Source organism: Paraburkholderia ultramafica, from assembly GCF_902859915.1.
GTDB lineage: Bacteria > Pseudomonadota > Gammaproteobacteria > Burkholderiales > Burkholderiaceae > Paraburkholderia > Paraburkholderia ultramafica.
Genome location: NZ_CADIKK010000028.1, coordinates 63,373 through 84,655, shown reverse-complemented (window position 1 = coordinate 84,655; position 21,283 = coordinate 63,373). Strand labels below are relative to the sequence as shown.

The 21,283-nt window shown below is 60.5% G+C and carries 23 protein-coding genes and 1 pseudogene; 16 read left to right on the top strand and 8 right to left on the bottom strand.

From position 1 onward, the window contains the following. Positions 1 to 10 precede the first annotated feature (10 nt). From ccmC to HV744_RS26050, 7 genes are all read left to right on the top strand, one after another. Complete coding sequence (ccmC, locus tag HV744_RS26080; RefSeq protein ID WP_175152257.1) at positions 11 to 775, top strand: heme ABC transporter permease CcmC; 765 nt, start codon at positions 11 to 13, stop codon at positions 773 to 775. Beyond that, complete coding sequence (gene ccmD / locus HV744_RS26075) at positions 772 to 948, top strand: heme exporter protein CcmD (protein WP_175152256.1); 177 nt, start codon at positions 772 to 774, stop codon at positions 946 to 948. The genes ccmC and ccmD overlap by 4 nt, the downstream gene beginning before the upstream one ends. After that, positions 945 to 1,409, top strand: coding sequence for a cytochrome c maturation protein CcmE (ccmE, locus tag HV744_RS26070; RefSeq protein ID WP_175152255.1), 465 nt, complete (start codon positions 945 to 947; stop codon positions 1,407 to 1,409). The genes ccmD and ccmE overlap by 4 nt, the downstream gene beginning before the upstream one ends. Continuing rightward, the gene (locus tag HV744_RS26065) at positions 1,406 to 3,379 is read left to right on the top strand and encodes a heme lyase CcmF/NrfE family subunit (protein ID WP_175152254.1); all 1,974 of its coding nucleotides are present in this window, start codon (positions 1,406 to 1,408) and stop codon (positions 3,377 to 3,379) included. The genes ccmE and HV744_RS26065 overlap by 4 nt, the downstream gene beginning before the upstream one ends. After that, positions 3,376 to 3,930 carry a DsbE family thiol:disulfide interchange protein gene (locus HV744_RS26060; RefSeq protein WP_175152253.1) on the top strand — a complete coding sequence of 185 codons (555 nt, stop codon included), beginning with the start codon at positions 3,376 to 3,378 and terminating at the stop codon, positions 3,928 to 3,930. The genes HV744_RS26065 and HV744_RS26060 overlap by 4 nt, the downstream gene beginning before the upstream one ends. A gap of 80 nt (positions 3,931 to 4,010) precedes the next feature. Beyond that, positions 4,011 to 4,460, top strand: a complete 450-nt coding sequence (locus tag HV744_RS26055) for a cytochrome c-type biogenesis protein (RefSeq protein ID WP_175152252.1) — start codon at positions 4,011 to 4,013, stop codon at positions 4,458 to 4,460. Continuing rightward, positions 4,457 to 5,635: a tetratricopeptide repeat protein gene (locus HV744_RS26050; RefSeq protein ID WP_175152251.1), complete on the top strand. Its 1,179-nt coding sequence runs from the start codon at positions 4,457 to 4,459 to the stop codon at positions 5,633 to 5,635. Before HV744_RS26055 ends, HV744_RS26050 begins: the two co-directional genes overlap by 4 nt. 73 nt (positions 5,636 to 5,708) lie before the next feature. Here HV744_RS26050 and ccmA read toward each other — a convergent pair whose 3' ends face one another. Both ccmA and HV744_RS37645 read right to left on the bottom strand, forming a co-directional pair. Beyond that, positions 5,709 to 6,407 carry a cytochrome c biogenesis heme-transporting ATPase CcmA gene (gene ccmA / locus HV744_RS26045; RefSeq protein ID WP_175152250.1) on the bottom strand — a complete coding sequence of 233 codons (699 nt, stop codon included), beginning with the start codon at positions 6,405 to 6,407 and terminating at the stop codon, positions 5,709 to 5,711. 69 nt (positions 6,408 to 6,476) lie between these two features. Continuing rightward, positions 6,477 to 6,570, bottom strand: a pseudogene (locus HV744_RS37645) (chromate resistance protein ChrB domain-containing protein); the annotation flags it as partial. Positions 6,571 to 6,958: 388 nt separating this feature from the next. On the opposite strand from HV744_RS37645, the gene HV744_RS26035 reads away from it, so the two are divergent. Beyond that, positions 6,959 to 7,534, top strand: coding sequence for a recombinase family protein (locus HV744_RS26035; RefSeq protein ID WP_175152248.1), 576 nt, complete (start codon positions 6,959 to 6,961; stop codon positions 7,532 to 7,534). A 154-nt stretch (positions 7,535 to 7,688) separates the two neighbouring features. After that, positions 7,689 to 8,534 (top strand): IclR family transcriptional regulator, encoded by an 846-nt coding sequence (locus HV744_RS26030; RefSeq protein WP_175152247.1) that lies wholly within the window; start codon positions 7,689 to 7,691, stop codon positions 8,532 to 8,534. A gap of 53 nt (positions 8,535 to 8,587) precedes the next feature. On the opposite strand, the gene HV744_RS26025 is transcribed toward HV744_RS26030, so the two are convergent. Continuing rightward, positions 8,588 to 9,544: a LysR family transcriptional regulator gene (locus tag HV744_RS26025; protein ID WP_175152246.1), complete on the bottom strand. Its 957-nt coding sequence runs from the start codon at positions 9,542 to 9,544 to the stop codon at positions 8,588 to 8,590. A gap of 160 nt (positions 9,545 to 9,704) precedes the next feature. Between HV744_RS26025 and hmgA the strand changes: the two genes are divergently transcribed. Genes hmgA through maiA form a run of 3 tightly spaced genes read left to right on the top strand, consistent with a single transcriptional unit; the run spans position 9,705 to position 12,986 of the window. Further along, positions 9,705 to 11,021 (top strand): homogentisate 1,2-dioxygenase, encoded by a 1,317-nt coding sequence (hmgA, locus tag HV744_RS26020; RefSeq protein WP_175152245.1) that lies wholly within the window; start codon positions 9,705 to 9,707, stop codon positions 11,019 to 11,021. Beyond that, positions 11,018 to 12,286, top strand: coding sequence for a fumarylacetoacetase (gene fahA / locus HV744_RS26015; RefSeq protein WP_175152244.1), 1,269 nt, complete (start codon positions 11,018 to 11,020; stop codon positions 12,284 to 12,286). Before hmgA ends, fahA begins: the two co-directional genes overlap by 4 nt. Before the next feature lie 13 nt (positions 12,287 to 12,299). After that, on the top strand, positions 12,300 to 12,986 hold the full coding sequence (gene maiA, locus HV744_RS26010) for a maleylacetoacetate isomerase (protein WP_175152243.1): 687 nt from the start codon (positions 12,300 to 12,302) through the stop codon (positions 12,984 to 12,986). Positions 12,987 to 13,138: 152 nt separating this feature from the next. On the opposite strand, the gene HV744_RS26005 is transcribed toward maiA, so the two are convergent. From HV744_RS26005 to HV744_RS25990, 4 genes are all read right to left on the bottom strand, one after another. Next, complete coding sequence (locus HV744_RS26005) at positions 13,139 to 14,017, bottom strand: SphA family protein (RefSeq protein WP_246279198.1); 879 nt, start codon at positions 14,015 to 14,017, stop codon at positions 13,139 to 13,141. Between the two features lie 133 nt (positions 14,018 to 14,150). After that, entirely contained in the window at positions 14,151 to 14,465 is a 315-nt protein-coding gene (locus HV744_RS26000; RefSeq protein ID WP_175152241.1) for an alpha/beta fold hydrolase, read from the bottom strand. A 172-nt stretch (positions 14,466 to 14,637) separates the two neighbouring features. Next, on the bottom strand, positions 14,638 to 15,591 hold the full coding sequence (locus HV744_RS25995) for a PDR/VanB family oxidoreductase (RefSeq protein WP_175152240.1): 954 nt from the start codon (positions 15,589 to 15,591) through the stop codon (positions 14,638 to 14,640). Between the two features lie 68 nt (positions 15,592 to 15,659). Continuing rightward, positions 15,660 to 16,727, bottom strand: coding sequence for an aromatic ring-hydroxylating oxygenase subunit alpha (locus HV744_RS25990; protein WP_175152239.1), 1,068 nt, complete (start codon positions 16,725 to 16,727; stop codon positions 15,660 to 15,662). A 376-nt stretch (positions 16,728 to 17,103) separates the two neighbouring features. Here HV744_RS25990 and HV744_RS25985 point away from each other — a divergent pair, with 376 nt between their 5' ends. Genes HV744_RS25985 through HV744_RS25970 form a run of 4 tightly spaced genes read left to right on the top strand, consistent with a single transcriptional unit; the run spans position 17,104 to position 19,944 of the window. Then, positions 17,104 to 17,295 carry a hypothetical protein gene (locus HV744_RS25985; RefSeq protein ID WP_175152238.1) on the top strand — a complete coding sequence of 64 codons (192 nt, stop codon included), beginning with the start codon at positions 17,104 to 17,106 and terminating at the stop codon, positions 17,293 to 17,295. 36 nt (positions 17,296 to 17,331) lie between these two features. Beyond that, positions 17,332 to 18,438 carry an S-(hydroxymethyl)glutathione dehydrogenase/class III alcohol dehydrogenase gene (locus tag HV744_RS25980; RefSeq protein WP_175152237.1) on the top strand — a complete coding sequence of 369 codons (1,107 nt, stop codon included), beginning with the start codon at positions 17,332 to 17,334 and terminating at the stop codon, positions 18,436 to 18,438. A 16-nt stretch (positions 18,439 to 18,454) separates the two neighbouring features. Continuing rightward, positions 18,455 to 19,297 carry an S-formylglutathione hydrolase gene (gene fghA, locus HV744_RS25975; protein WP_175152236.1) on the top strand — a complete coding sequence of 281 codons (843 nt, stop codon included), beginning with the start codon at positions 18,455 to 18,457 and terminating at the stop codon, positions 19,295 to 19,297. Positions 19,298 to 19,347: 50 nt separating this feature from the next. Next, positions 19,348 to 19,944, top strand: a complete 597-nt coding sequence (locus HV744_RS25970; RefSeq protein WP_175152235.1) for a glutathione S-transferase family protein — start codon at positions 19,348 to 19,350, stop codon at positions 19,942 to 19,944. A 17-nt stretch (positions 19,945 to 19,961) separates the two neighbouring features. Here HV744_RS25970 and HV744_RS25965 read toward each other — a convergent pair whose 3' ends face one another. Continuing rightward, a complete protein-coding gene (locus HV744_RS25965) occupies positions 19,962 to 20,993 on the bottom strand; it encodes a GlxA family transcriptional regulator (protein WP_175152234.1) in 1,032 nt (343 codons plus the stop codon). Positions 20,994 to 21,283: the final 290 nt, after the last annotated feature.

Here is a 21,283-nt window from a genome sequence, read left to right as displayed (position 1 = left end):
AACCGAAGACATGGGAGACCGCATCCGCAGGTTCACGTTCGCCGCACCGTCGCGCTTTTACTGGCTGGCGGCCGTGCTCCTTCCGTGGCTGTGGGCGGCCGCTGCGCTGCTCGGCATCGCCGGGCTGTATGTCGGCTTCTTCGTGGCGCCCACCGATGCGCAACAAGGCGAGGCCTACCGCATCATCTTCATTCACGTGCCGGCCGCGTGGATGTCAATGGTGGTCTACCTCGCCATGGCTGGTTGGGCGGCCATCGGCTGGATCTTCAATGCCCGCATGGCCGCCATGCTTGCGCACGCGCTGGCGCCCACCGGAGCGGTCTTCACGTTCATCGCCCTGTGGACCGGCGCCTTCTGGGGCAAGCCGGCGTGGGGCACGTGGTGGGTGTGGGACGCGCGCCTGACCTCCGAACTGATTCTGCTCTTCCTCTACCTCGGCTACACCGCGCTGGTCGAAGCCATCGACGACGTGCAGCGCGCCGATAAGGCCGGCGCGCTGCTAGCGATCATCGGCGCGGTTAACATCCCGATCATCTATTTCTCGGTTCGCTGGTGGAACACGCTTCACCAGGGTGCGACCGTCAGTATGACGGCCGCACCCAAGATGGCAAGCACCATGCTCACGGCCATGCTGCTAATGACCTTCGCTTTCTGGGCCTATGCTGTCGCCGTGGCGTTCATGCGCGCGCGCGCCATCGTGCTGGAACGCGAGTCGCATGCCAACTGGGTTCGGAAACTGGCAACCGAGCCGGCAGCCAAGGAGCGGCCCGCATGAACTGGCACAGCGCCGCCGAGGTCTTCGACATGGGCGGATACGGCCTCTACGTCTGGGGCTCGTACGTCGTCACCGCGATGATCATGGCCATCGAACCCTGGCTGGCCGCGCGGCGCCGGCGCCGCGCTCTCGCCCAAGCGCTGGAAACTTCAGCAGAGGAGTCGCGGCCGTGACGGTCCGTCACAAGCGCCTGGCAATCATCCTCAGCATCGTGGCCGCGGTGGGCGTGGCGACCGCGCTGGTGCTCAACGCGCTCCGCAGCAACCTCATGTTCTTCTATTCGCCCTCTCAGGTGATGGCAAAGGAAGCCCCCGTCGGACGCACCTTCCGACTGGGCGGCCTGGTGCAGGCGGGCAGCGTCCAGCGCGACGGCATGACCGTGCGCTTTCTCGTGACGGATACGGCGCAGACAATCCCGGTGCGCTACCAGGGCATCCTGCCGGACCTCTTCAAGGAAGGCAAGGGCGTCGTGGCGCAAGGCCAGATCGGCGAGGACGGCGTGTTCTTCGCTCGCGAAGTGCTGGCCAAGCATGACGAGAACTACATGCCGCCCGAAGCGGCCGAGGCGTTGAAGCGAGCCGGCAAGGTCAACGAGAAGCTCTCTGGCACGCTGCTTAAGGAACCGCGCAAATGATTCCCGAACTCGGACAGGTCGCGTTGCTCCTCGCGCTGGCTGTGGCCCTGGTGCAGGGCACGCTGCCGCTGGCCGGCGCGGCGTGCGGCCGGGCGAACTGGATGTCGCTGGCGCGGTCGGCCGCGCAGACGCATTTCATGCTTGTCGGCGTCGCATTCCTGTGCCTGGTGAGTTCGTTCGTGCGCAACGATTTCTCTGTACTCTACGTTGCGACCAACTCCAACAGCGCCCTGCCGCTGCCTTACCGTATCGCGGCCACCTGGGGCGGCCACGAAGGCTCGCTGCTGTTGTGGGTGGTGATGCTGAGCACCTGGATGCTCGCCGTGGCGCAGTTCAGCCGCCACCTTCCGCAGCCGCTGATTGCACGCATCCTCTCGGTGATGGGCCTCGTCAGCGCGGGCTTCCTGCTTTTCATGCTGATCACGTCCAACCCCTTCGAGCGGCTCTCCCCCGTCCCCCCCGACGGCAACGACCTGAACCCGCTGCTGCAGGACCCCGGCATGGTCGGGCATCCGCCGATGCTCTACATGGGCTACGTCGGCTTCTCGGTGGCCTTTTCGTTCGCCGTTGCGGCGCTGCTCGGTGGCAATCTCGACGCCACGTGGGCACGCTGGACGAGGCCATGGACCACGGCTGCGTGGACGTTCCTCACCATCGGCATCATGCTCGGCAGCATGTGGGCCTATTACGTGCTCGGCTGGGGCGGCTGGTGGTTCTGGGACCCGGTGGAAAACGCTTCCTTCATGCCCTGGCTCGCCGGCACGGCGCTGATCCATTCGCTGGCCGTCACCGAGAAGCGGGGCGCCTTCAAGTCATGGACCGTGTTGCTCGCAATCGTCGCCTTCGCACTGTCGCTGGTGGGCACCTTCCTCGTGCGGTCAGGCGTACTGTCGTCGGTCCATGCATTCGCCACCGATCCGCGTCGGGGTCTGTTCGTCCTCGCCTTGCTCACCGTCGTGATCGGTGGGTCGCTGGCACTCTATGCCTGGCGCGCGCCCAAGGTCGGCCTCGGAGCACGCTTCGATCTTTTGTCGCGCGAAACCATGCTGCTCGCCAACAACGTGCTGTTCGTAGTGGCCATGCTGTCGGTGCTGCTTGGCACGCTTTATCCGCTGCTGATCGATTCGCTGGGCATGGGCAAGATCTCCGTTGGGCCGCCTTATTTCGACACCGTCTTCGTGCCGCTGATGGTGCCCGTCGTTTTCCTGCTCGGCATCGGCCCCCTCGCACGCTGGAGGCATGCCGAAGCGCCCGAGCTCGCCAGGCGCCTTCGGTGGGCCGCCGCCGTCGCGATCGTCACGACGCTGGTCACGGAATGGTTGGCCGGCCGCATCACGCTGGGGGCGACACTCGGCTTTCTAATGAGCTTCTGGATCGTAGCCTCCATCGTCACCGACCTGTGGGAGCGTGTGCGGCCCGCCGGCATGCACGCCGGCCTGCTCAACCGGATGCAACTGTTGCCACGCGCAATGTTGGGGATGATGGTAGCTCACCTGGGCGTCGCCGCTTTCGCCTTCGGGGTCAGCATGGTCAAGACCTATCAGGTCGAGCGAGACGTGAAGATGGATGTGGGCGACACCACCGAAGTGGCCGGCTACGTCTTCACTTTCCGCGGCCTGAAGACGATGCAAGGGCCCAACTACGACGCGGTGCAAGGCCTCGTCGAAGTCACGCGCGGCAGCCGTCCCGTGGTCGTGCTGCGGCCCGAGAAGCGCGTTTACTGGGTTCAGCGTACGCCCATGACCGAGGCCGCGATCGACCCCGGTCCGACGCGCGACCTCTACGTCTCGCTTGGCGAACCGGTCGCCGGCGGAGCCTGGATCGTGCGCATCTACTGCAAGCCCTTCGTCGACTGGATCTGGGGCGGCTGCCTGCTGATGGCACTCGGCGGCGTACTGGCCGCGAGCGATCGCCGCTACCGCTCCAGGAAGGAACAGCCAGCCGCGAGCACAGCGGGAGCACCGACATGAAGAGCTTGCGATTCCTCATTCCGCTGGGCCTCTTCATCGTCCTCGTCGTCTTTCTCTGGCGCGGACTCAGGCTCGACCCGCACGAAGTGCCTTCGCCCCTCATCGGCAAGCCGGCGCCCGGCTTCACGCTCACGCGGCTGGACGATGCGGACAAGACGCTGCGCCGCGACGAGATGCTCGGCAAGGTATGGATGCTCAACGTGTGGGCTTCCTGGTGCGTGTCCTGCCGCCAGGAACACGCCACGCTGCTGGAGTTCTCCCGCACCAAGGCCATGCCCATCGTCGGCCTGAACTACAAGGACACGCGGCCGCAGGGCCTGGAGTGGCTAAACCGGCTCGGCAATCCGTACGATGCATCGGTTTTTGATCATGACGGCCGGGTCGGCATCGACTTCGGCGTCTACGGCGTGCCCGAGACTTTCATCATCGACAAGCAGGGAGTGATTCGCTTTAAGCAGACCGGACCGCTGACGCCTGAAGTCATCCAGACGCGCATTCGGCCGCTGTTGAAACAACTCAATGGGACCTCTTCTGGGGTATCACATGGCTGACGTCTCGCCCGGAGAACCGCATCTTGAAGAGATGTCTGGGATACCTTGGCTACTTGACGTCTCGAAAAAGGCAAAGCTATATGGCTAGGCTGTTCGGCTTGCTGTTGCTCTGCCTCCTACCGCTGGGTATTGAGGCGAAGGATGCGGCCCCGGCCGCTGGCGACCCGGCGATCGAAGCGCGGATGTCCCACATCGCGATCGAGTTGCGGTGCCTCGTGTGCCAGAACCAGACGATCGCCGATTCGAACGCGGATCTCGCAAAGGACCTGCGCCAGCAAATACGCACCATGCTGTACCAGGGCGAAAGCGAAGAACAGATCCTCCAGTACATGACTGACCGCTATGGCGACTTTGTACTCTACCGGCCGCCGGTAAAGGCCGCAACGCTGCTGCTGTGGTTTGGCCCTGCCGCTCTGCTGGTCGGTGGGTTGCTCACGCTGATCCTTGTGCTACTCCGTCGAGCGCGCATGAGTGACGACCGTTTCGAGCCCGATGAGTACGATGCCGCCGAGGATGGAGCGCAGCTATGACCTTTTTCACGGTGCTGGCTGCCGCGCTGGGTGCGCTTGCCACCATCTTGCTGACGCGCTCGCTATGGTGGACTTCCGGTGCGCGGGAACGTGATGCGACCGCAGCCTTCGCGGCACGGCCATCGCCCTCCGTCGGCCTGGCCGCCGCGTTGGCTGTCTTCGTGTTCGGCGTGGCGGGAGGCGGCTACTTGTGGCTGGGATCGCCGGGCCATCTCGGAGATGGCCCAGCCTCATCGGCGCTTGCTACAACTGAGGACAATGCCGGCTTGCCGCGGGGCGGCGAAGATGAAGCCTTCGATCCACAGGCCGTGGAGCAGGTTTCCGCAATGATCGACCCGCTAATCGAGCATCTGAAAACGCAACCTGAAGATGCCGACGGCTGGCAACTGCTCGCGCGAACCTACGCGGCGCTGGGCAGGCATGCGCAGGCGGTCGAAGCCTTTAGGCAGGCGGAGCGGCTGCGGCCTGACGACTCGGTGCTGCTTACTGATTTCGCCGTTTCCGTGGGCATGGTCAACCATCGCAGTCTCGGCGATGAATCGTGGAAACTCATCGAACGCGCGCTGAAACTGGATCCCCAAAACCCGAAGGCGCTCGCGCTGGCCGGCACGATCGCCTTCGATCGCAGGGACTATCAAGGTGCCGTCCAGTACTGGGAAAGGCTGGCCCAGATCGAGCCCGCTGACAGCCCTTTTGCCGGGCAGATCCAAGGCGATATCGCGCAGGCACGGCAGCTTGCCGGCATCCCCGCTGCACCTGATCTGGCCACCGGTAACGGAGCAACATCAATGCCCCCCGCCGCTTCAGCCGCGGTTTTGAGTGCGACACGGGCTCAAGTCAGCGGCACGGTCACCCTGGCACCCTCCTTGAAGGGCCGCGTGGCTCTTGAAGACACGGTATTCGTGATCGCCCGCGCGGTCGACGGCCCGCGCATGCCCTTGGCCGTCCTGCGTAAGCACGTGAGGGATTTGCCTTTGCAGTTCACGCTGGATGACAGCCTGGCGATGTCGCCGAACGCCAGGTTGTCGGGCGCGTCGAGCGTCATCGTCGGTGCGCGCATCTCCAGAAGCGGGGACGCCCTGCCGCAAATCGGAGATTTGCAAGGTGTCGCACAAGCCGTCGCCGTCGGGGCGAGCGGACTGCGGGTCGAAATCAATGAAGAAGTCGCGAGGTAGGGGCGTCGTCCTTTTCGTGCCGACTGATACGGACGATCGCCAGGCGCTTGTGCCGGAGCGTCACTGCTGCGTGTCAGCAATAGCGGCCGAGGTCGATTTCGCTGACCGGCAGCATCGGAATGCTCGGCTCCAGGTGGCTGGACAGCAGCACGCCACCGCCGCGCTGCACGTGCTCGCGCATCAGCCCGTTCACGCGTTCGACGCCGTCGGCATCGAGCGCATCGAAGGGTTCGTCGAGGATCCACAGCGACGCATCGGTTTCGATGGCCAGGCGTGCAAGCGCGACGCGCCGCCGCTGGCCTTGTGAAAGCGTGCGCACCATCGCGTTGCGCCGGCTGTGTAGCCCGAGGCGCTCCAGCGCGGCATGCACAGCTGAAAGTTCGCAGGGGCGGCCATGGATGTGCAACAGGAACCCAAGCGCCTCGCTCACGGTGAGATCTTCCTTCAGCGCATTGGCATGGCCGATGAACACGCACCGGGGGGCATCGTCAGGTACACGCCGTGCGAAGTTGCCCTCGCGCAGGATCTGCCCTTGCTCTGGCGCTGAGAGCCCCGCGGCCAGTCGGAGAAGGCTGGTCTTGCCCCTCCCGTTCTGGCCGCGCACCCATACGATCTGCCCGGCTTCCACTTCGAAATCAAGCTCTTTGAAAAGAAGCCTGCTGCCGCGCCAACAGGCGAGACCGGTTGCCGTCAGGCGAGATGCGGCGCCGTTAGATGCTGCGCGAGCCGACTGCACGGCGATCTCGGCATTTGAATGACCATCAGTTGCCATGAGAATAATCTTCGCGGGGTCAAGTAAGAACGATCATAGCGCTGTTTACCATTCTCATAAAGTTCGCTCGGCCGGCACGAAGGGGAACTCCGGGTCCTTGTCGATGAAGCGCGCAATCAGCCAGGGGCGGGTTCTTTGGACGCTCGCGGGTCACCCATTTTATCGTGAAATCGATCCTTTCGAACCTGTCTCTCCAGACACCGTCCTGCGAAATCTCGCCGTTGATCTCAAAGAGCTGCGACTCCACATTCGAACCCTTGAACAAGATCTTGTCGCGTTCGAAGACATCAAGAATCTGAAGCGCGCGTTAAAAAACGTCAAGCTCGTGTCGGCTCGAACCGACTTTGACTCCATGCCATTCTAGCTAGATAGGTCCTGCCAGCCCAATCTGATAATCCGTTTTTCTTATTACGATCAATAGCTTAATCCGAGATGTGGCGGATTTTTGCCGAATCCCGGCCGCACCTCTTACTGCATCAGGGTTTTCGGTGTCGCAAGTCTTTGTCGCGAGTGCTAATATTCTTGCGACATGATTTGCGACAGGAGAGTCCATGTCCAAGAAAGCCGATGCCGCCCCGTTGATCGGCTACGCCCGCGTGTCCACCCAAGGCCAGGATCTCGCCCAGCAGCTGACGACTTTGCGCGAGGCCGGCTGCACCCGCATTTTCGAGGAAAAGATCAGTGGCGCGAAGCGCGACCGCCCGGAACTGGGGCGCCTCCTCGATCACTTGCGGCATGGCGACGTGGTAACAGTGACGCGCCTGGATCGGTTAGCGCGTTCGACCCGCGACCTGCTGGAGATTGCCGAGCGTATCAAGGAGACCGGTGCTGGCCTGCGCTCGCTGGCCGAACCGTGGGCAGACACGACTACGCCCGCAGGCCGCATGGTGTTGACCGTGTTCGCCGGCATTGCGGATTTTGAGCGGTCGCTGATAGCCGAGCGCACCAGCGCCGGTCGGATCGCGGCCAAGGCGCGCGGGGTAAAGTTTGGCCCACGCCCGACCTTGGGGAGTGAACAGATTGCCCATGCTCGCCAACTCATCGAACAGGACGGTCGCCCGGTGACTGAGGTGGCCCGCCTCCTTGGTGTTCATCGAGCTACGCTTTACCGGGCGTTAGAACACTGATGCGACACGACTCACGGCCACTGTTATCCAGTCCTCAACGCAGCCGCTCCGCGGCAAGCGAGGAAATGAGCTGTCACCCTTAGCGTACGATTTTTTCCGAATTCTGAGGCGACCCCCATATCGGCTACCGCTGCCCGTCGGCTAAGATGACGAGATGGAAAAAAATTCTCAAAGCCAAGCGGATGCGCGCGCGGCGCGGGACCGCCGGCAACGCGTGCAGTCTGCGTCCATCGGGATGCTCGTCCTCAAAGAGCTGGCCGCCCTTGGGGGACGTGCGACGCTGACCGCCCTCGCCGCCCATCTGGGCGAGAACCCGGCGAAGGTCCATCGCTATTTGGCGAGCCTGATGGAAGAGTCTTTCGTCACTCAGGATCAGGGGACGCAGCAGTACTGCCTGGGACCCCAGTGCATTTCCATCGGTCTGGCAGCCATGCGCATCGCGGACCCCATTCGCTTGTCCGAACCGTCCTTGGTGCGCTTGCGCGAGAGCCTGGAAGTGACGTGCTTCATTGCGGTAATGGGCAATCGCGGACCAACGATCATGCGCTTCGAGGAGCCGGGGTTGCCCGTCACGGTGAACGTCCGCGCCGGCTCGGTCATGTCGATGCTCTGGTCCGCCACGGGGCGACTCTTTCTTGCCTTGCTCGACGAGTCGCGCGTGCGAAAACTTGCGGAAGAAGAACTCTCTCACGCTCCGGCCAACTTACGTACACAACTCGATGCGACTGATCCGATAGGCCGATTGCAGCGCGACGTACGCGCGGCGGGCTTTGCCACAGTCAAAGATACGAACCTGAAGGGAATAAGCGCTGTCGCAGCCCCTCTTTTCGATGCCAGCGGTCACCTTTGCGCAACGCTTACAGCGCTGGGAGCGACCGGTGGGTTCGACGCTTCCATTGACGGCCCGATTGCGAAAGCCTTGCGCAAGGAAGCTGAAGCGATCAGCGCCGCGCTCGGCTATGTGCCGAAGCAGGCCGACGCATTGTCCGGGTGCGTCTGATAGTCGAACCGAGGATGGACGGCTGAACGTGTCGACAGCGCTATCTGGCTCGATCACCGTAGTGCGACTGTCTCTTCCTTGACCTGGCCGGCCGCATGTTCCGCGAAGAGTTGGACAATAACTTTACGCAGCCAGACCAGGCCGAGATCCGCGAGCCTTCTTCGATGCCAGAAGCAATGTGTTTCCAGTTCCGGCAATCGAATCGGTGGTCGAATCAAGCGTAATGACAAGGGGCCTGCAAATTGTTCAGCCAGCTTGAACGGAACTGTGACGACGTAGTCAGTAGCCGCGACGATGAATGGCGCCGTGAGAAAACTGGACAGCTGATCGTTGGACGACAGGCGGATTCCGGCTTTTTCCATGCGTTGTTGAATCTCGACGTAGGGGCTTGCGGGATTTGACACGAATACATGCCTTGCGGCCCGGTAAGCAGCCAATGTGGTCGGCGGCTGCGATGCAAACGGGTGAGAGGCCCGAAACAGACTGACACAGTGCTGCTTGAACAGGCGAACCTGCAGCCAACTATCCGACATATCGTCGTGAGGGCCAAGCGCCAGATCGATATACCCTTCCTGCAAACCATTACGCAGTGCGGCGCCACTCGCATACGACACCTCAAGCCGCACGTGAGGGGCGTGCTGGGCACAATATGCCAACAGTCTCGGCATGAAATAGACCTCGCCCACATCCGTCATGGCAATCACAAAGCGGCGAGCGTCGCTGCCCGGGTCGAATGTCTCCCGCCGGCTCAATGCCGCCTGCAGAAGCGTCATGCCTTCCTCGACGTCTCGAGCAATGAGCGCGGCAAGCCGCGTGGGCTGCATCGTCTGCCCGGAACGCACCAGCAATTCGTCACCCACCGTCGCACGCAGCCGCGCCAAGGCATTGCTCGCCGCTGGCTGCGACATATTCAGGCGCCGCGCCGTAGCCGATATGTTTCGGGTTTCCATGATGTCTTTGAAGACTACCAGGAGGTTCAGGTCGATCTCACGAAGCTGACGAGCGTCCATTTTGTCTATTCACACGCTGAATGGTTGCTATTCATTCTAGCTCGTTGCGGTGATAGTCGTCGACGCCGACAATGTGGCTCATCCAAGACTGCGGCGGCTATTGCCGCAGATCCCGTTATCGACAGTGGTAACTGTTATCACCAGCATCAGGAGACGTCGCATGGCTCATCATGAGAAGGAGCTCGCGTATTTGGCTGGATTTGCAAACGTATGGGCCAGTGAGGCGCTATCGGGTGCATTGCCGATCGGCCAGAATTCGCCACAGATCTGCCCTTACGGGCTGTACGCCGAACAGATTTCCGGCACGGCCTTTACCGCACCGCGTCACACCAACCGGCGTTCATGGCTCTATCGTATCCGTCCCAGTGCTGCACACACGCCATTCGAGCAACTTGATAACGGTCATATCAAACAGGACTACCTCGAAATCCCCACGACACCCAACCAGCTGCGTTGGGATCCTCTGCCCTTACCGTCCGACTCCGAAGCCGTCGATTTCATTGACGGCCTCATCAGCATGGCTGGTAATGGTGACCCGCATGCGCAGAGCGGCGCGGCCATCTACCTCTACGCCATTAATCGCTCGATGCAGGGTCGCTTCTTTTACGACGCCGACGGTGAGCTGCTGATTGTGCTGCAGCAAGGACGGCTTCGCTTTGCTACCGAGTTCGGCCTGATCGAGGCCGAGCCGCAAGAAATCGTGGTGATCCCGCGCGGTGTTCGTTTCCGCGTAGAGTTGCTCGACGAGGCCGCTCGTGGCTACATCTGCGAGAACTATGGCGCGCCGTTCCAGTTGCCCGACTTGGGCGTGATCGGCTCGAACGGCCTGGCGAATCCTCGCCACTTCCAGACCCCGGTGGCATGGTATGAAGACATCGAGGGGGAATTCGATCTTGTCGCGAAGTTCATGGGCAATCTCCATCGGGCCAAACTGGATCACTCACCGCTCGACGTTGTGGCGTGGCATGGCAACTACGCGCCATACAAGTACGACTTGCGACGATTCAACACAATCGGGTCCATCAGCTACGACCATCCCGACCCGTCGATCTTTCTGGTGCTGCAATCCGTTTCGGACACGCCGGGGGTCGACAACATAGACTTTGTCATCTTCCCGCCGCGCTGGCTGGTTGCCGAAAACACCTTCCGCCCGCCCTGGTTCCACCGCAATATCGCCAGTGAATTCATGGGCTTGATCTACGGCGAGTACGATGCCAAGGCCGATGGCTTCAAGCCGGGCGGCGCAAGTCTGCACAACTGCATGAGCGGTCACGGTCCCGACGCCGGCACATTCGAAAAGGCCAGCAAGGCTGACGTTACGAAGCCGCACAAGGTCGATGCGACGATGGCCTTCATGTTCGAAACACGTCATGTCATCCGCCCAACCAAGGCCGCGCTGGCATCCGCGCAATTGCAGGCCAGCTACCATCAATGCTGGCTTGACGTCAAAAAGCACTTCAATCCGGAAAAGAAATGAACTCGACCAACGAAACCCACGATCTCTCTTTGCGGAGCTGGATCGAGTCCGCCAATGTTCGCAACGCCGACTTCCCCATCCAGAATCTGCCGTTCGGCCGTTATCGTCCCATTGGCGCGATTGAGGACTTCAAGATCGGGGTGGCCATTGGCGACCAGATCCTGGATTTGCAAGAAACCGGCCTGATCGACACCTCCGACATGAACGTGCTGATGAGTCTCGATGCACAAGCGCGCTTGCGTTTGCGCAGCGCCATTTCCCAAGGACTGGCGCATGGCAGCCCGGAGCAGCATGCATGGTCGAAGCTGCTGAGTCCCCAATGCAAAGCCGAGATGGCGCTTCCTTGTCGAATCGGCGACTACACCGACTTCTACACGGGGATTCATCACGCAACTTCGGTCGGTAGACTCTTCCGGCCAGACCAGCCGTTAATGCCGAATTACAAATGGGTGCCCATTGGTTATCACGGCCGCGCCTCCTCCATTCGCGTGAGCGGTCATACTTTCCGACGGCCCCACGGCCAGACAAAGGCACCCGATGCCGAACAGCCCGGCGTCGGCCCGTGTCGGCGCTTGGATTATGAACTTGAACTCGGCTATTTCGTCGGCCGCGGTAACGAGCTTGGGCAGCCCGTGCCCATCGAAGTCGCCGAAGATCATCTGTTCGGGGTGACACTGCTCAACGACTGGTCGGCTCGCGATATCCAGGCCTGGGAGTACCAGCCACTCGGCCCATTTTTGTCAAAGAACTTCGTCACGACCGTCTCGCCGTGGCTGGTCACGATGGAGGCCCTGGCACCTTTCCGCGCGCCGCTCTCCCGACCGGAAGGCGACCCGCAGCCGCTGCCTTACCTTGATAGCGAGTTCAACCGCAAGAGCGGCTTGTTGGACATTACGCTTGAAGTGCGGATTCTGACGCAACGCATGGCCAAGGACGGCCTCGCACCTGAGCGCGTGACGCTGGGCAGCGCCCGCACCGCGGCATACTGGACGGCCGCACAACTGATCGCGCACCACACGGTCAACGGCTGCAACCTCCAGTCTGGCGACCTGCTCGGCTCCGGCACGTTATCCGGCCCCGCGGCAAACGAGGCCGGTTCGCTGCTCGAATTGACGGAAGGCGGCAAGAAATGCGTCACGTTGACCAACGGCGAGCAGCGTACTTTCCTGGAGGACGGCGATACATTGGTTCTGCGTGGCTGGTGCGAGCGTCCCGGGGCCGCGCACATTGGTCTGGGCGAAGTCCGCGGCACCGTGATGGCATAAAGGGTTTGAAAACATGACACCACACAGGGCACCGACTGCCCCTGCAGCGGCTCGCACGCTCTACACGTACTTCCGCAGTTCAGCTGCCTACCGGGTGCGCATTGCCCTCAATCTGAAAGGACTGGATTATCGTTCTGTGCCCGTTCATTTGCTTCGTGACGGCGGGCAGCAGCACCAACCGGAATACCGCGCGATCAACCCCTTCGGGCTCGTGCCGAGCTACAGCGAGAATGGGCGGATCGTACGACAGTCGTTGGCCATCATCGAATACCTAGACGACTGTCATCCCGAACCGCCGCTGCTCCCCTCCACCCCTTTTGCACGCGCAGAAGTAAGGCAGCTGGCACTTTCCATCGCTTGCGATATTCATCCGCTGAACAACCCGCGGATTCTCAAGTATTTGGAGCTTGGACTCTACGCTGGCGAAGCGACGCGGCTGCGGTGGATGCGCCACTGGATGCAAATTGGACTTGAGGCCCTAGAGGCCCTGCTGGCGGAAATCGGGACATCGGGGCGTTTTAGCTACGGTGATCAGCCGACATTGGCTGACTGCTGTCTGGTGCCCCAACTGTTCAACGCGCGCCGCTTCGCGGTTGACCTCGCCCGGTGCCCCCGACTGCAGGATATCGACGCGGCATGCGAGGAGCTGGCGGCATTCCGAGAAGCACACCCGCACCGGCAGCCAGACGCAGCGACCTGACGCGATGCGCAACCGGTACGCAGGTCAATCGAGCCGCCCACCTCAACGACGCCGGTTACATACCGGAACCCCTGACCGAACCCCGGTCGCGCCCCTGCCTGCGCACCGGAAGCCTTCCGGCGCGGAATAGGCCCCGAATTTCGGGGGGCCTGTCAAATCGGAAAACAGAGTTCCACCCATAGTCTTTCACCTTGTGGGCGATTACGTACCGCAATTTCGTGCTGATACTTGAGGACAATTCCGGCGGCCGGCGCCCACATGTAGCGCAACTGCGGCCCTATCGCCACGGCTTGCCCGCGAAAACCGCCGCCGGGAACCGGGCTGCCGTTTACCGTGTCGTCAGTGAACTGCTTGAGCAGATAGCCTTGAAGGCCAAGCTGAAACGCATGGTTCAGCGAATAGCCGAGAAGGTAATCGACGGCCGCAACCGCGCCGGAGTGGTAGTGAGTCGCATTGTTTGGCGAACTGAACTCGAACCAGGCAGTCATGGATATCTCCCAGGCGGACGCAGGAAACCACGTCATGTTAAGGGATGGCGCGAGGGCGTATCTGTTCAACCCGGTGTTGGCCACCCGATTGACGGAATACGCCCCGGTCGGCACTACGACATCCGGTGCGAGATACGCAAAGAACGTATGCGATGGATTCGAATAATTGAGGAGCCACGGTTGGAGGATGACGTCGCCGAGTGCCGTGCGGTTCCCCGTTCCTGCCGGCGTACTCGCATGCAAATGAAAGAGCGGGACGATCGCACCGCTAGAAAGCGTGAACGGACCGAGCTTCATATCCCATGTATGAACCACGCGCGGCGCGTCGACGAAGGCTTCGGTATGGAAGCCCGGCATGAGGCTCTGCCCATTCTGGCCCGCAAACTTGTTCGCGACGTAGTAAAGCGCGTAGTTGTAGAACTGCGTGGCGCCGGGCGGAGGGAGCACACCATTGAGCACCGTATTGACGCCTGCCGCGTAGCTGGTCAGGCCATTCTCCGTTGCATTCGCGTTCTGATGCAGAATGATCGCGAGTGCGATCACTGCAAAGATTTTTTTTAAAGACCGAAACACGTCCCCTCCGAATATTATTTCGTCATCCTATATGTCTGGATGGCGCGGCGATACGAACACCCTCACCAAGATTTCCACCTGTCTACCGCGTGCTACGTGATGCCTATTCGAGTTGAAGAAAATTGCTCACGGCGGCCATGGTTTCCTGTGGTGTCTCGAACTGCGGAATATGGCGGCAGTTGTCGACGACAGTGGCTCTGCGATCGCTCAGTTGGGCACGCCATTCGTCGACGTGCGCGGCCGGAGCGAGCTTGTCGTTTCGGCCCCAAACCAGCAGGAGGGGTGCCGTGAGGCGATGCAGCCTCGTAGCCAGATCGCGCTCGGAAATGGGCCAAGCGAACTTTCCGGCGCAGCCCAACGCCCCGACGGGCGCCGTGATGGCGGCGGCTATGTTCGGATCTTCTGGAAGCGCGAGCATCGACTGTGCTGCCGGACTTCCGGGCTCGTGAAACAGCAACGCCGGGGTTCTGCACTATTCCGGACCGCGAGAGCACTCACTTCCTGTGCTGGTTATCGTCACTTCCGGTGACGTCGCAACGTACACATGGGCGTCCGCCATTTACAGTCAGCCCAATTGAGGACTACCCTCGTTAAAGATCGAGCACGAGCTCATCCGATTTCGCTCGCGACACGCAGATCAAGATCTGATCATTTCGAGCCTTCTCGCTCTCGGACATCACCTGATCTCGATGGTCCGGCACGCCGGATACAACACACGTCTTGCACGTCGCGCACAATCCTTCCCTACATGAGAATGGAATCAGATGATCGTGCCGCTCGAGCACATCCAGGATGCTCTCGCCGATGGGTATCTCGTAGCGCTCGCCGGAACTTTTGAGCGTAACGAAGAACGGCCGGTCGTCTGTCCGGAGCGTTTCGGTCGATGTGAACCACTCGAAGTGCACCTGATCATCATCCAGCTTCGCCGTCACGGATTTCACCGCCTCCATGAGCGCGGTCGGTCCGCAGCAGTAGATATGCGAATTCGGGCCGACTCGCTCCGTCACGCGCCCCGCATCGAAAAACCGCCCCTGTTCCTCATCGTCGAAGTGAAATTTGCATCGCTCCGTCCCAAATGTCGTGAGTTCTTCGTAAAATGCAGTCCTCTGCCGACTGCGCGTGCAGTAGTACAGTTGCCACGGTTTCCCGATGGATTCACAGCGCCTGATCATCGACATGATTGGTGTAATGCCGATGCCACCTGCCACGAAGACCGACGCATCACCGGAATCAACAAAGGCAAAGTTGTTGCGCGGTGTACTGACCTCAAGCCGCGAACCCACCCGTACGTGTTCGTGGATGAACTTCGATCCACCGCGACTTTCCTTCGCCAATCCGACTCCAATGCAATAGCGACCGCGCTCATCCGGATCATTGCATAGCGAGTAATGCCGCCGCATCAAGGTCGAGAGCTTCAGCTCGAGGTGGGATCCAGCCGTAAATGGCGGGAGTTCCCTCCTCGTGAGGTCTCTCAATTCCAGCACCATGACGTCCCTCGCCTCGCAGCGAACGTTCGTCACCTCCAGGGTGATCGTCCTATCCATTTCCACACCTTGTGTATGTCGCAGGATATGTGCCCTGTGTGTGCACCCTTGCAGGTCAATTTGATGCGTTACGAAGCGGCCAGTTCGGGAGCTTGAGCCGCTTCCGACGCCTCGTCCTTCAGAAGCTTGTCCAGCACCCACAGCAGCTTGCCAGGAGCCGCGTCGTGAACGATCTCGATCATCTTCTTGTTCGGCCGCTCCTTCATTCGCTGGTGCTGCGCCTCAAGCATCTCCTTATCCTCAATGAATGCCGTAGTGATCGTCTCGTGCAGCATGTCGCTCATACCCGGCCCATCCGTCGCGACGCTCGATCCCCACGCGTAGTAGTAGTCGACCGAATCCTCGTCGCGCGGCGTAATAGCCTGGCTTGCATAACTGTCGAGAATCATTTGACCAGTCGGCTCCCCATCATCCGTCGCCGAGCCAGGCGTCCAGACCTGGAAATGCAGGACGAAGTTGCAGGGGATCGTCATCTCGACATCAAATCGAAGATCGAACAGCGCGCCTTGTGGAAACAGATGTTGTGCAAAGACCGGCGCCGGGACGCCTCGCAACCAGAATTTCGAATTTACCCCGCGTTTGGTCAGCGTATGTTTCGCATCGGCATAGGTGTAGGCATCTGTCCCGCCGAACGTGTGCTCGTGCACCCAAGTCACATGGCTTAGATCCATCAGGTTTGCAATTTCAAGCCGGTAGTTTGCATTGACGCGCACTTTCGACGTCTTGATGTTCCAGTTCCTGTCGCCTGGGCCGACTGAGAAGCAGATCAGGTCTGGATCTGCCTTTTCCGGATCCCCCATCCACACCCAAATCCAGTTGTTTTTCTCGACGACCGGAAAGGTACGAACACAGGCCTGTGGCGGAATGTTCTCCTGCCCAGGAATCTCGACACATTTTCCATCCGGGCCGAACTTCAATCCGTGGTACATGCATCGGAGCGCGTCGCCTTCCTTCTTGCCGAGACTAAGTGGCGCTTGACGGTGGCAGCAGCGATCCTCCATTGCCACGACGCTGCCATCCGGCTTTCTATAAAGAACCAGCTCCTCACCGGCAATCCGCCGTGTCAGCAAGGCTTCCTTGCCTTGGCTCAGTTCGTAGTCCCATCCAGCGCAGTACCAGCTGTTCTTGACAAACATGACGTCTCCTTGAAGATAATCTGCCGTCGCGGGTTCAGTGGCGCGAACGACTTTGCTTATACGTATTCAGTCTACTGAGCGACGACGGAACCGCCGCCCTCCGCAAAGGCGGGTGGCGTATCAGAAGAAATACCTGGAAAACCAATCCTGCAATGAATCATAAAACGAGCTGGCTGACTTGCACTTGCCCCAACGGATCCCCAAGACGCCGACGCAACTGGAGTTGACCCGCGAAAACGGACACCGTCGTCGAACTCACCGACGATCTGCGAGAGCGAATCTGCGTGCACTATCAGCTCGCGCTGCATAATCTGCTGCGCTTGCAACGCGCACCTCCCGACAATCCTCACGTCCACGGCACCGACGATCCATTCTGATGACGATCACTCAACCGGCAAGGGGCCGGCAACGGCGCCTTGTTGTTGACGGCGCTTACTCAACCTTGCGCCGCCATGTGATGTCGGATTTGCCCCCCGCCAACAGATACAGGATTCTTGCCAATGAACCGTCGATTACTGCCATTCAGCAGGTCGGTTTGGCAGAGCAGAGAAATCTGCGCTTAACGTGACGGTCGTTCAATCAGCATTGCGATGGAAATCCAATCATGAAGACGAAAGCTGCAGTTGCATGGAAAGCCGGCGCCCCGCTGACGATCGAAGAAGTCGATCTGGAAGGGCCGCGCGCCGGTGAAGTCCTGATCGAAGTGAAGGCGACGGGCATCTGCCACACCGACTGCTACACGCTGTCCGGCGCCGATCCGGAAGGCCTCTTCCCGGCGATTCTCGGCCACGAAGGCGCGGGCGTGATCGTCGATGTCGGTCCCGGCGTCGGCACGCTGAAGAAGGGCGATCACGTGATTCCGCTCTACACGCCGGAATGCCGCCAGTGCAAGTTCTGCCTGTCGCGCAAGACCAACCTGTGTCAGGCGATCCGTGCGACCCAAGGCAACGGGCTGATGCCGGACGCCACCTCGCGTTTCTCGCTCGACGGCAAGCCGCTGTTTCACTACATGGGCACGTCCACGTTCTCGAACTACATCGTCGTGCCGGAAATCGCGGTCGCGAAGGTGCGTGAAGACGCGCCGTTCGACAAGATCTGCTACATCGGCTGCGGCGTGACGACGGGCGTCGGCGCCGTGGTGTATTCGGCGAAGGTCGAGGCAGGCGCGAACGTGGCGGTGTTCGGCCTGGGCGGTATCGGTTTGAACGTGATCCAAGGCGCCAAAATGGTCGGTGCCGACAGGATAATCGGCGTCGACATCAATCCGGACCGCGTCGAGCTGGCCACGAAATTCGGCATGACGCACTTCATCAACCCGAACGAAGTCGACAACGTGGTCGATCATATCGTGCAGCTCACCGACGGCGGCGCCGACTATTCGTTCGAATGCATCGGCAACACCAGGGTGATGCGTCAGGCGCTCGAATGCACGCACAAGGGCTGGGGCCAGTCATTCATCATCGGCGTGGCGGCAGCGGGCGAAGAGATCAGCACGCGGCCGTTCCAGCTGGTGACGGGGCGCGAGTGGAAGGGCTCGGCGTTCGGCGGCGCGCGCGGCCGCACCGACGTGCCGAAGATCGTCGACTGGTACATGGAAGGCAAGATCAACATCGACGATCTGATCACACACCATCTTAAGCTCGAGCAGATCAACGAAGGCTTCGATCTGATGAAAAAGGGTGAGTCGATCCGCTCGGTCGTTCTCTTCTGACCAAGGGTCAACGGCTATGTTGGAGCTTTTATCCGAACAGCCCTGCTTCAGGGGCGTACAGCGGTTCTACCGTCATGAGTCGTCTTCGGTGAAAGGGTTCATGCGCTTCGGCGCTTATCTCCCACCGCAGGCTTCGCTCCGGAAGGTACCAGTTTTATTCTTTCTCGCGGGATTGACCTGCAACGAGGAGACGTTTGCGATCAAGGCTGGTGCCCAACGGTACGCCGCGGAACACGGCATAGCCATCATTACGCCGGACACGAGTCCACGCGGAGACAGCGTGGCAGACGAACCCGGTGCCTGGGATGTCGGTATCGGGGCCGGTTTTTACATAGATGCCACCCTGGAACCTTGGTCTCGCCATTACCGCATGTATTCGTACGTTCTGCACGAACTGCCGGATGTAATCGCAACTCATCTTCCCGTGAACACGAGCCGGATGGGCGTTTCTGGCCATTCAATGGGAGGTCACGGTGCTCTGGTGCTGGGCTTGCGTAACCGCCATGTGTTCAGGTCAATGTCCGCGCTCGCTCCGATCGCGGCTCCTTCGCAGTGTCAATGGGGGAAAAAGGCCTTTGGCCACTACCTTGGACCCAGTCAGGAGACCTGGTCCCAGTATGACGCTTCCGAGTTGCTGCTGAACCTCAACCGGCGTCTTGACTTTCCACTACTGGTCGACCAGGGACTCAACGACCCGTTTCTCCTGGAGCAATTGAACCCGGATGCCCTCGCGATGGCCTGTGCGATTTCGGGACAGCCACTGGAGCTGCGACGCCGGACGGGCTATGACCACGGCTATTACTTTGTTTCAACGTTCATCGGTGATCACATCGCCTTCCACAGTCGATGCCTGCGTTAGTTCGCAGCAGCTCGACCCATTTGAAACAGGTTTCTGAAAGGAGCGTTCCAATGATCCATCTGTATGACTTCGAGCTGTCTGGCAGCTGCTACAAAATCCGCCTGTTTCTAAACATCCTCGGCAAGGAGTATGAAAAGACAAACGTCGATTTTGTGAACAAGGAACACAAGAACGACAAGTATCTTGCGCTGAACCCGTTCGGCGAAATTCCGATCCTCGAAGACGGCGATCTTCGTCTGCGCGATGCTCAGGCGATCCTTGTCTATCTTGCGCGAAAGTACGACTCCAGCGGCAATTGGTTTCCGGCGGACGCCGAAGGTGCTGGCCGCGTGGCTCAGTGGCTTGCCACGGGCGGCGGTGAAATCATGAGCTCGGCGGGGGCTCGACTTGTCAAGATTCTCGACTATCCGCTGGACCTCGAGAATCTCCAGGCCGGTGCCAATCGCGTCTTTGGCATCCTGAACGCCCACCTCGCAGACCGGGAATGGCTGGAGCTGGGCCGTTCGACCGTAGCCGATATCGCGTGCTTCCCCTATACGGCCCTTGCAGGCGAAGGCGGAATCGATCTGTCACCCTACCCCAACATCCTCGCCTGGATCGAGCGGATGAAGGCGCTTCCTGGCTATATTCCGATGCCGGGTATCTAAGCAAATCGCGGCGAGAATTACAGGTCAGGAGTAACGGAAGTCAGTTGATCCGCTACTCCTGTACCAGCGAATCGCTCACGATATTCCCTTGGTGCCACGCCACAACGTCGCTGGAACGCTCGACGCATAAGATCGTCGGAGCGGAAACCACTTCTGGCAGCCACCGTCTTGATAGGCAGATTCTGTTCTTCAAGCAACCTGCGAGCGAGCTCCACACGCGCGATCTCAATGAATTCGGCTGGGCCATGCCCGGTTTCTTTCGCAAAAACACGCGCAAAGTTACGCTCACTCATAGCCGCACGCCTCGCGAGGTCGGCAATGGTGAACTCGCTGTATAGCGTAGTCAGGATCCATTCCTGTACGGAGCGTATCGTGGGATGGTCGGTCATCTGGCTATTCAGATGAACGCTGAACTGCGACTGGCCGCCCGGGCGCTTTAAATACACGACCAGATCCCGTGCAACAGCGAGCGCGATATCGCGACCGAGATCTTCCTCAATCATCGCCAGCGCGAGGTCCATCCCGGACGATACGCCGGCCGAAGTCCACAGTTCATCGTCACGAACGAAGATCGAATCAGGCTGTACACGCACGTCCGGATACCGCTTCCTCAGCAAGGCTGCAACACTCCAGTGCGTCGTTGCCCGCCTACCGCTCAAAATACCAGCTTCAGCGAGAAAGAAGCTGCCCGAGCAAAGGCCGACCATTCTCCCGATCCGGGGTGCCGCGCTCCGGCACCAGTCGACGATCGATGGCGTGTCGACAAGCGCCCGCTCGATGTCTGGGGCACCCACAACGACGGCTATATCAGGCAATGCCAGCGTGCTGAGTGCCTTATGCGCTTCAAGAGAGACCAGGGTATGGGACTTGACCGAACCGGCGTTCGGCGCGGTGATCCGCATGTCGTACACGGGTGGATGCCCTGCTGCGGCAAGACGCGCGTTCGCGTCATCGAAGACGTGTATGGTGGCCACGGCCTCGATGGCCTTGAAACCGGGATAGATAACGACGTCAAGCGTTCGCGGCCTGTAGCGCAATGACAGATCCATTCCTCTACCTCTTGATACTTCCTTCCATCAGTGCAACGGGACAGGTGACCGCCCTTCCGTCGATGTCTGCCGTCACGCAGCCATCGGGTACGCCTGCATTGAGGGTTCTCCTGGAGCTGGTGGAAAGACGTTCCATGAACCATCGCCGTGCCGGAAAAACACGATCGCCAATGTGCGATTTGGGCGGGCCACGCCAACGCGTACGTATCGAGCTCCGCCCGGTGTCACGCGACCAAAGTCAAACACACGAACGGGCATGAGTGGCGTCGACCCGAACCACTTTCCAACTA

Coding starts and splice junctions, on each gene's coding strand:
- ccmC (WP_175152257.1), top strand. CDS start 11: ATGGGAGACCGCATCCGCAGGTTCACGTTCGCCGCACCGTCGCGCTTT.
- ccmD (WP_175152256.1), top strand. CDS start 772: ATGAACTGGCACAGCGCCGCCGAGGTCTTCGACATGGGCGGATACGGC.
- HV744_RS26065 (WP_175152254.1), top strand. CDS start 1,406: ATGATTCCCGAACTCGGACAGGTCGCGTTGCTCCTCGCGCTGGCTGTG.
- HV744_RS26060 (WP_175152253.1), top strand. CDS start 3,376: ATGAAGAGCTTGCGATTCCTCATTCCGCTGGGCCTCTTCATCGTCCTC.
- HV744_RS26055 (WP_175152252.1), top strand. CDS start 4,011: ATGGCTAGGCTGTTCGGCTTGCTGTTGCTCTGCCTCCTACCGCTGGGT.
- HV744_RS26050 (WP_175152251.1), top strand. CDS start 4,457: ATGACCTTTTTCACGGTGCTGGCTGCCGCGCTGGGTGCGCTTGCCACC.
- ccmA (WP_175152250.1), bottom strand. CDS start 6,407: ATGGCAACTGATGGTCATTCAAATGCCGAGATCGCCGTGCAGTCGGCT.
- HV744_RS26035 (WP_175152248.1), top strand. CDS start 6,959: ATGTCCAAGAAAGCCGATGCCGCCCCGTTGATCGGCTACGCCCGCGTG.
- HV744_RS26030 (WP_175152247.1), top strand. CDS start 7,689: ATGGAAAAAAATTCTCAAAGCCAAGCGGATGCGCGCGCGGCGCGGGAC.
- HV744_RS26025 (WP_175152246.1), bottom strand. CDS start 9,544: ATGGACGCTCGTCAGCTTCGTGAGATCGACCTGAACCTCCTGGTAGTC.
- hmgA (WP_175152245.1), top strand. CDS start 9,705: ATGGCTCATCATGAGAAGGAGCTCGCGTATTTGGCTGGATTTGCAAAC.
- fahA (WP_175152244.1), top strand. CDS start 11,018: ATGAACTCGACCAACGAAACCCACGATCTCTCTTTGCGGAGCTGGATC.
- maiA (WP_175152243.1), top strand. CDS start 12,300: ATGACACCACACAGGGCACCGACTGCCCCTGCAGCGGCTCGCACGCTC.
- HV744_RS26000 (WP_175152241.1), bottom strand. CDS start 14,465: ATGCTCGCGCTTCCAGAAGATCCGAACATAGCCGCCGCCATCACGGCG.
- HV744_RS25995 (WP_175152240.1), bottom strand. CDS start 15,591: ATGGATAGGACGATCACCCTGGAGGTGACGAACGTTCGCTGCGAGGCG.
- HV744_RS25990 (WP_175152239.1), bottom strand. CDS start 16,727: ATGTTTGTCAAGAACAGCTGGTACTGCGCTGGATGGGACTACGAACTG.
- HV744_RS25985 (WP_175152238.1), top strand. CDS start 17,104: ATGACGATCACTCAACCGGCAAGGGGCCGGCAACGGCGCCTTGTTGTT.
- HV744_RS25980 (WP_175152237.1), top strand. CDS start 17,332: ATGAAGACGAAAGCTGCAGTTGCATGGAAAGCCGGCGCCCCGCTGACG.
- fghA (WP_175152236.1), top strand. CDS start 18,455: ATGTTGGAGCTTTTATCCGAACAGCCCTGCTTCAGGGGCGTACAGCGG.
- HV744_RS25970 (WP_175152235.1), top strand. CDS start 19,348: ATGATCCATCTGTATGACTTCGAGCTGTCTGGCAGCTGCTACAAAATC.
- HV744_RS25965 (WP_175152234.1), bottom strand. CDS start 20,993: ATGGATCTGTCATTGCGCTACAGGCCGCGAACGCTTGACGTCGTTATC.